Origin of the sequence: Okeania sp. SIO2B9 (genome assembly GCF_010672505.1) — a bacterium.
GTDB lineage: Bacteria > Cyanobacteriota > Cyanobacteriia > Cyanobacteriales > Microcoleaceae > Okeania > Okeania hirsuta.
Window position 1 is genome coordinate 1 of the sequence record NZ_JAAHGK010001745.1, and the last position, 1,176, is coordinate 1,176.

The window sequence follows — 1,176 nt, forward strand, 5'->3', positions numbered from 1 at the left end:
TTAAATTTATCGTATTTGCTACTTCTGATTTCTTACTTAAATCCTTCCTTTTTTTCTTACTTTTAACTTTTGACTTCCTTTATGAATCAAAATCAAATAGAATCAAAAAAAGCTCTTTTATTAATTAATCCCCATGCTAGAAAAGTCACTAATAATTTACATTTAGCTTTAAATTATTTACAAGATTTTGGCTTAGAAGTTATTTGCAAAGAAACTCAATCTCCCCAGGATTTTAACCATTTTATTCAAAACTATAAAAACCAGGTAAATATGGTAATCATTGGTGGTGGAGATGGCACATTAAACTTGGCAGTAGATGCTCTAGTAGAAACAGGTTTACCCTTGGGAATTTTACCATTAGGAACAGCTAACGACCTAGCTAGAACTTTAGGAATTCCTGATTCTTTATTTGAAGCTTGTCGAGCGATCGCTACAGGTAAAAAACGTTATATAGATTTAGGCGTAGTTAATGGCAAATATTTTTTCAATGTTGCTAGTATCGGATTAAGTGTAGATATTACTAACAATTTAACTAAGGAAGCTAAACGTCGATGGGGTGTATTAGCTTATGCTATTACTGCCAGTAAAATGATTTTAAAAAGTCGCCCTTTTACTGCAGAAATTCGCTGCAATGGTGAAACAAAAATAGTTAAAACTCTGCAAGTTGCGGTAGGAAATGGCAGACATTATGGAGGTGGCATGACTATTGCTCACGATGCTACAATTGATGACCAAAGACTAGATTTATACAGTTTAGAAATTAAGTATTGTTGGCAATTTATCGGTATGTTGCCTTCTATATGGCAAGGAAAATATCAAGAAAATTTTGGATTTCGTTTCCTCTCTGGTTCTGTATTTAATGTTTATACCCGCAAACCTCGTCCTATTAATACAGACGGGGAAATTGTTACTTATACTCCAGCACATTTCCAGGTAGTTCCTTTAGCTTTAGCCGTTATTGTACCCAGGAAACTAACAACTGAAAAAGAAAAACTTAACCCTGTAATTGATTAGTGCCGCTACGCGGAAGTCAAAAGTAAGAAGTCAAAATTCAAAAGTAAGAAGGAAATTATAGTGATCAATAGGAGTCAACGATTCAGTAAGTATTTATGATTAATATTTAACTGAGAATTTGACTCTTGATAACCGACTCCAATTAACTCATCCCATACTCGG

The 1,176-nt window shown here is 33.6% G+C and carries 1 protein-coding gene; it reads left to right on the forward strand.

Annotated features, from left to right (window positions below):
* Positions 1 to 81 precede the first annotated feature (81 nt).
* Positions 82 to 1,014 (forward strand): lipid kinase, encoded by a 933-nt coding sequence (locus F6K13_RS34125; RefSeq protein ID WP_124154575.1) that lies wholly within the window; start codon positions 82 to 84, stop codon positions 1,012 to 1,014.
* Positions 1,015 to 1,176: the final 162 nt, after the last annotated feature.